This window comes from Streptomyces sp. NEAU-W12, from assembly GCF_026242095.1.
GTDB lineage: Bacteria > Actinomycetota > Actinomycetes > Streptomycetales > Streptomycetaceae > Streptomyces.
Window position 1 is genome coordinate 1 of the sequence record NZ_JAPJDM010000068.1, and the last position, 5,626, is coordinate 5,626.

The following is a 5,626-nucleotide window of genomic DNA, read 5'->3' on the forward strand; positions in this document are numbered from 1 at the left end:
CTGCGTGAAGACCGACAGGCCGTCGCCCAGGGCATCACCACCCCCTACAACTCCGGGATCAGCGAAGGCCGCATCACCGACGTCAAACTCCAAAAGCGCCTGATGGCCGGCCGCGCAGGCGTCCCACCCCTCCGCCACCGCGTCATCCTGATCGCCCACCTCCGCCGACGCTACGCGGACCAGTCGACCGTGCCACCGAGATGATCTCCATCTACGAAAATCTTGTCAGAGCCACGTTCACTTGTACGCCGACACCGATCCGCGATCGGCACGCTCGTCGAGCGCAGCAGCCGCTCCACGCTCCTGGTGCACCTGCCTCGGCTCGAGGGCTGGGGCGAGATTCCGCCCGTGAAGAACGGCACCTCACTCGGGGGCTACGGCGCGATCGCGATGAACGCGGCGCTCACGACGTCGATGACGCAGCTGCCCGAGCAGCTACGCAAGACCCTCACCTGGGACCGTGGGAAGGAACTCTCCGGCCACGCCCAGTTCGCTCTCGACACCGGGACGAAGGTGTTCTTCGCCGATCCGCACTCGCCCTGGCAACGACCGACGAACGAGAACACGAACGGGCTGCTGCGTCAGTACTTCCCGAAGGGCACCGATCTCTCCCGGTGGTCGTCCACGGACCTCGAAGCCGTCGCCATGGCGATCAACAACCGGCCCCGCAAGATCCTCGGTTGGCAGACGCCGGCCGAGGTCTTCGAAGAGCAGCTACGCTCACTGCAACAGCCCGGTGTTGCAACGACCAATTGAACTCGCCCAATACACGAGTTTCCGGCTCGCCGAGCACCTGGACGCCGCCGGCATCGCGGCCTCGATCGGCTCGGTCGGCGACGCCTACGACAACGCCTCATGGAGTCCACGATCGGCTTGTTCAAGACCGAGCTGATCAAGCCCGGACGGCCCTGGCGAACCCTCTCCCAGGTCGAACTCGCCACCGCCGAGTGGATCGACTGGTACTGCCACCGCCGACTCCACGGTGAAATCGGGCACACCCCACCCGTCGAATACGAGACCAACTACTACCACGCAACCCCAGGTCACAACCACAACCTGAAGTCTCTACCGAACCCGGAACGGTTCAAAGTGATCTTGATATGTGATGGTCTTGGACTGTGGCTGGTGTGATCACGGCGTCGGAGCCGTCTTGGATAGACCCGTACTCCGGGCTGAGCCCGCGCACCTTCGGCAAGTTGGTGACTCAGCTGCGCCGAGAGGGTGCCGACGCGCCGGGCCGCGGCCGGCCCTGGAAGCTCCCGCTTCAGGACCGGGTGCTGCTGGTGGCCGCTTACTGGCGCACCAATCTGACACTGAGGCAGCTGGCGCCATTGTTTGGGGTGTCGAAGTCGGCGGCGAACCGGGTCATCGACCACCTCGGACCGAAGCTCGCTCTCCCGCTGAGGCGCCGATTCCGCAAGGACGCCGTGCTGATCGCGGATGGCACTCTGGTGCCGACCCGCGATCAAAGCGTGGCCGAGCAGTCAAAGAACTATCGGTACTCGACGAACCATCAGGTGGTCGTCGACGCCGACACCCGGATGGTGGTCGTGATCGGTCGGCCACTGCCGGCAACCGCAACGACTGCAGGGCCTGGGCCGAGTCCGGCGCGAAGGACGCCGTCGGGAAGGCCGTAACAATCGCCGACGGCGGCTACCGGGGAACGGGATTGGTCATTCCTCACCGCCGCAGCAGCGCGGACGAAGAATTCCCCGGCTGGAAGCAGGCGCACAACAAGAGCCACAAGCAGGTCCGTGCCCGCGTCGAGCACGTCTTCGCCCGCATGAAGACCTGGAAGATCTTGCGTGACTGCCGCCTCCGCGGCGACGGCGTGCACCACGCGATGCGCGGCATCGCCCGCCTGCACAACCTCAACATCGCCGGATAGGCGAACGAGCGGCCCACACCGGTCCAGGGGTCACTTCATCTGTCGGCGGGTCTGTTTCACCTCGCCGTCGATGGCCCAGGCGTCGGCAACCGGTCCGAGGTGGCCGAGCTTGTCGGGGTTGATCACTGAGCGGATGGTCTGGATCTGCCCGTCGAGCACGTCGAGGGTCAGGGCATGGAAGACCTTGCCGTCCCGGTCGCGGAAGATGGCACCGGGCTGGCCGTTGACCTCGTGCGGATCGAACGTCACGTCGATCCGGGCCAGCAGCGGGAAAACGGAGGCCAGCAGCCGGGCCACGTTCTCGGCGCCAACGACGGCCCTGGCCAGCTGCGGGGCCTTGCCGCCGCCGTCCCCGACCATCTGCACGTCGGCGGCCAGTAAATCCCGCAGGCTGGCGACATCGCCTTCGCGGAGGGCATCGAAGAACCGCGTCGCCAGCTCCTGCCGCTCCTGACGGTCCGCTTCGAACCGCGGCCGCCCGGCCTCCATGTGACGCCGTGCCCGTACCAGGAGCTGCCGGCACGCCGTCTCTGAACGCTCCACCGCCGAGGCGATGTCGTCGAAACCGAAGCCGAACACCTCCCGCAGCACGAACACCGACCGCTCCAGCGGGCTGAGCCGCTCCAGAAGCAGCAGCGCCGCCATCGACACCGAGTCGGCCAGCTCCGCCGAGCGAGCCGGATCCTGATACGGATCGCTCAGCAGCGGCTCGGGGAACCACGGACCCACGTACTCCTCCCGCCGCACCCGCGCGGAGCGCAGCACGTCGATCGAGATCCGCGTCACCGTGGCGGACAGAAACGCCTTGACCGACGTGGGAACGGTCGTTGAGCCGTCGAAGCGCAGCCACGTCTCCTGCACCGCGTCCTCGGCCTCGCTCACGCTGCTCAAAATCCGGTAGGCGATCGAGAACAGCAGAGGCCGCAACTCCTCGAACTCCTCGACCTTGTTCACGCCGCATCCTCCTTGGGGTCTTCCCATCCGGCCGTATTTCCCGGCGCGGGCACGTTCTGGTGATCTTGCGGTCCGTCGGCGGGCTGTGCAACGCCCCCGTGACGGCGGCCTGCGACAGTGGCCCCAGGCGGGTCATCAATGGCCATTCAGTGGAACTGCCCGACCTCGTAGTCACCGGCCGGCTGTTGGGCGATGATGTTCAGCCGGTTCGCCGTGTTCATGAAGGAGACCAGGACTACCAGGGCGGTGAGCTGCTCCTCGTCGTAGTGCTTCGCGGCACGTGCCCAGACCTTGTCGCTGACCCCGCCGACTGCGTCCGCGATCCGGGTCCCCTGCTCCGCCAGCTCCAGCGCGGCACGCTCGGCCTCGGTGAAAACCGTGGCCTCCCGCCACGCCGCCACCAGGTTCAGCCGCACCGAGGTCTCGCCGGCCGCGGCGGCCTCCTTGGTGTGCATGTCGATGCAGACGGCGCAGCCGTTGATCTGGCTCACGCGCAGGGCCACGAGTTCCTGTGTCGCGGCCGGCAGCGGCGACTCCTTGAGCATCTTACCCGCCGACATGAGGTGCTTGAGGGCCTTGGCGGCGGTCGGGCTGGCGAAGTAGTTCAGTCGCGCGTCCATTGAGTTCTCCTCCGTGCTCGTCGGTGTCTACACCCCTGGGACGAGACAGCCCGACGCCCTGTGACACGGACGCGTGTGATCCACGTCTTCCCGACTCGGATGTTCGGAGATGTCACAGGCGGGGGCGCTGTCTCGTCCCAGGGGAGCAGGCAATCCTCGATCAAGGAGCTGATGATGAACCTCGCACTCTGGATCGTCGCCGGACTGATGGCCGCCGTCTGCCTGACCAGCAGCTCCAAGATGTTCGTGCCCAGGGAGAAGCTGGCCGCCATGGGCGGCACCGCCACCCGATGGGTCCTGGACTTCAGCCCCGGTGCCCTCAAGGTCATCGGCGCCGTCGAGCTCCTGGCCGCGGGGGGCCTGATACTGCCCGCCGCGCTCGACATCGCGCCGGTTCTGGTGCCGCTGGCCGCCACCGGACTGGTGCTGCTGTTCGCCGGCGCGCTGACCATGCGCCTCCGCCGTGGCGAGAGAGTGACGATTGCGGGCGATCTGCTTTACCTCGCCCTGGTCCTCTTCCTGGTGTGGGGCCGCTTCGGCCCCGAATCCTTCACCAGTTGACCACTCATGTCGGCGTGAGCCGGTTACCGAAGGCGCGCGGGCTCACCCCGATGAACGGACACCAGCAGGGCTCCGGTGATCACGCCAGCCGCAACCCGAGATATCGCAATCAAGATCACTTACGGGACAATCCTTAGGTAAGCCGCTTCGACAGGCCCGTGATCGCTGACCGTGTCCTTAGCGCCGGTGCAGTGGCCGTGCTCGTCGCGGTCTGCGGGGTCGTATTTGGTGATCCGATGAACGAAGGACGGTGGCACGCTACTCCTTGGACGGGCGGAAGGGGTGCCAGCGTAGTTCCCGGTCCCGATTCCGTGGCCGGGGGTGGTCGGTCCCACTTCGCAGGGTTCGAGTCCTGCGACCGATCCTCAGTCACTTCGACAGGTCACCGACGCGCACGTTCACGAAGGCGGGTAAGGGGGATCGAGGGAGACCATGCGAGCCCATCAGTCCTGGGCCGGCTATGGCCGGAACCATGGTATCGACGGTACCATCGGTACCATGTCTCATCCCAAAGCCATGAATCTCCGTTTCCCGGATCCGGCCCAGCGGGCCGCGATCGAGGCCGCCGCAAAACAGGAAGGCGTCAGCCTGCAGGAGTACATCCTCTCGGCCGCCTACGCCCGGGCCACCGCCGTGGAAGAGCGCTTTCTCGACGCGTTCAGGACCTCGATGGCCCGCAGCGGCAACGCGTTCGCAGAGGAGGCCGGCGCGGCCGATCCCGCCGCGGAGCAGCGCTCGGCGGAGCTGCAGGCGAGGCGGGAGCTTGAGGAGCAGCAGGAGCGGGGACACGCCGCGTGAGCCAGAATGATCCGTTCCACCCTCTTGATGTGGGCTTCCTTCTGCACGCGGCCGAGTTGCTGCCCGGTGATCCCCAGGTGGACGACTACGGCCCGCTCTACGCGACGGTCGCCCGGGTCAACGCCCGGGCGATGGAACGCGACATTTACGGGTCGGTGTATCTGAAGGCGGCCGCGCTCCTTCAGACTCTGGCCAAGCTGCCGTGTCTGGAGCACTCCAACGAGGCCTTCGCCTGGCACTCCACGGAGGCTTACCTGGCCCTGAACGGGTGCCAGCTCGACTACCCGCCGAAGGAGGCAGTCGCCCTGGTGCGGGACGCTGCCTCCGGCGCGACGGGCGTCGGCCTGATTGGCCGTCAACTGCGCGCCTGGAGCGATTCTTGATCCGCCCGACGGCGCGGCCCTGAGCAGGTCCCCGGGCGCTGTCACATTATTGGGTGCGTGGGTCTCTGGCGGCGCGTCGGGGCGTGGTAGGGGCCGGGTTCCGGGTCGGTGCTCAGGTCTTGGCGGGCCGGCCGGCGGCGCCGGTGGTCTCGTCCCAGATGGCGAAGAGGATGGTCATCTCGGCGCGGTAGTCGGAGGCGGTGATCAGGTGCCGACGGGGCCGGAAGTGGGGTGAGATGCCACTGAACGCGGACAGGAACCGCTGCGCCCCGCCCATGCTGCGGAAGTCCTTCATCGCGCGTTCGCGCTGCCTCGTCGGCTGATGACTGTTCTCGGCCCGGTTGTTCAATCCCTTGTGGGCACAATGTTCGACCGACGGCATCACCACCCGGTGGGCCGCCCCGTAGGAGCGGAGCTTGTCG

General features: G+C 66.9%; 7 protein-coding genes and 4 pseudogenes. 7 read left to right on the plus strand and 4 right to left on the minus strand.

Features of this window, described 5'->3' with window-relative positions; genetic code table 11:
* From ORI94_RS34845 to ORI94_RS34860, 4 genes and pseudogenes are all read left to right on the plus strand, one after another.
* Positions 1–204: pseudogene (locus ORI94_RS34845) on the plus strand (ISL3 family transposase); the annotation flags it as partial.
* A gap of 51 nt (positions 205–255) precedes the next feature.
* Positions 256–756: pseudogene (locus ORI94_RS34850) on the plus strand (IS30 family transposase); the annotation flags it as partial.
* Between the two features lie 99 nt (positions 757–855).
* Positions 856–1,131, plus strand: coding sequence for an integrase core domain-containing protein (locus ORI94_RS34855; RefSeq protein WP_266083082.1), 276 nt, complete (start codon positions 856–858; stop codon positions 1,129–1,131).
* A pseudogene (locus ORI94_RS34860) lies at positions 1,119–1,888 on the plus strand (transposase). The gene ORI94_RS34855 and the pseudogene ORI94_RS34860 overlap by 13 nt, the downstream one beginning before the upstream one ends.
* Before the next feature lie 30 nt (positions 1,889–1,918).
* Here ORI94_RS34860 and ORI94_RS34865 read toward each other — a convergent pair.
* Positions 1,919–2,842 carry an RNA polymerase sigma-70 factor gene (locus ORI94_RS34865; RefSeq protein ID WP_266083084.1) on the minus strand — a complete coding sequence of 308 codons (924 nt, stop codon included), beginning with the start codon at positions 2,840–2,842 and terminating at the stop codon, positions 1,919–1,921.
* A gap of 146 nt (positions 2,843–2,988) precedes the next feature.
* Positions 2,989–3,462, minus strand: a complete 474-nt coding sequence (locus ORI94_RS34870; RefSeq protein WP_266083086.1) for a carboxymuconolactone decarboxylase family protein — start codon at positions 3,460–3,462, stop codon at positions 2,989–2,991.
* A gap of 174 nt (positions 3,463–3,636) precedes the next feature.
* On the opposite strand from ORI94_RS34870, the gene ORI94_RS34875 reads away from it, so the two are divergent.
* Entirely contained in the window at positions 3,637–4,023 is a 387-nt protein-coding gene (locus ORI94_RS34875) for a DoxX family protein (RefSeq protein WP_266083088.1), read from the plus strand.
* 125 nt (positions 4,024–4,148) lie between these two features.
* Here the strand turns inward: ORI94_RS34875 and ORI94_RS34880 are convergent.
* A pseudogene (locus ORI94_RS34880) lies at positions 4,149–4,280 on the minus strand (RNA-binding protein); the annotation flags it as partial.
* 241 nt (positions 4,281–4,521) lie between these two features.
* On the opposite strand from ORI94_RS34880, the gene ORI94_RS34885 reads away from it, so the two are divergent.
* Both ORI94_RS34885 and ORI94_RS34890 read left to right on the plus strand, forming a co-directional pair.
* Positions 4,522–4,821 (plus strand): DUF1778 domain-containing protein, encoded by a 300-nt coding sequence (locus ORI94_RS34885; protein WP_266083090.1) that lies wholly within the window; start codon positions 4,522–4,524, stop codon positions 4,819–4,821.
* The gene (locus tag ORI94_RS34890; RefSeq protein ID WP_266083092.1) at positions 4,818–5,204 is read left to right on the plus strand and encodes a fic family toxin-antitoxin system, toxin component; all 387 of its coding nucleotides are present in this window, start codon (positions 4,818–4,820) and stop codon (positions 5,202–5,204) included. The genes ORI94_RS34885 and ORI94_RS34890 overlap by 4 nt, the downstream gene beginning before the upstream one ends.
* 112 nt (positions 5,205–5,316) lie before the next feature.
* On the opposite strand, the gene ORI94_RS34895 is transcribed toward ORI94_RS34890, so the two are convergent.
* A partial coding sequence (locus ORI94_RS34895) for a DDE-type integrase/transposase/recombinase (RefSeq protein WP_266083094.1) occupies positions 5,317–5,626 on the minus strand: 310 nt, incomplete at its 5' end.